At 59.1% G+C, this 484-nt stretch carries 1 protein-coding gene; it reads left to right on the top strand.

Annotated elements, in window-relative coordinates:
• On the top strand, window positions 1-484 hold a 484-nt coding region (locus DQX05_RS31530; RefSeq protein ID WP_397336270.1), incomplete at both ends, for a hypothetical protein.

Genomic DNA, 484 nt, shown 5'->3' with positions numbered 1-484 from the left:
GGCAGCACGGCGAATCAAGGCGCGTATAACAACTTCAGCGGTCAAGGAAGCTTCGCGCCGACAAGCGGCTACGGCATGGCTGGTGGTCTGTCCGGCGGCGGCATCGTGGCAAGCACGTATGCCGGCAATAACTCCGGCCCATCGGGCAGCACGGCGAACGAAGGCGCGTACAACCGCTTCAGCGGCCAAGGAAGCTTCGCACCGACGAGCGGCTATGGCATGTCCGGCGGCATTGCAAGCGGACTTCAATCCAACTATGGAGCTTACCAACCAAGCGGCTTACATAGCTATGGAGCCCCATCGTTTGCAAGCCAATCGTTCCAGCCAAGCGGTCAAGTGCAAAGCATTACGGCACAAACACATGGTGCCCAGCACAATGTAGTGCCTAGCAACTTCCAGCCAAGCGGCCAAACGCAAAGCATTACCGCGCAAACCCATGGCGCGCAGCAGAATGTAGTGCCAAGCAACTTCCAGCCAAGCGGCC

The organism is Paenibacillus thiaminolyticus (genome assembly GCF_003591545.1).
GTDB lineage: Bacteria > Bacillota > Bacilli > Paenibacillales > Paenibacillaceae > Paenibacillus_B > Paenibacillus_B thiaminolyticus_A.
This window is presented reverse-complemented; position numbering and strand designations above follow the sequence as displayed.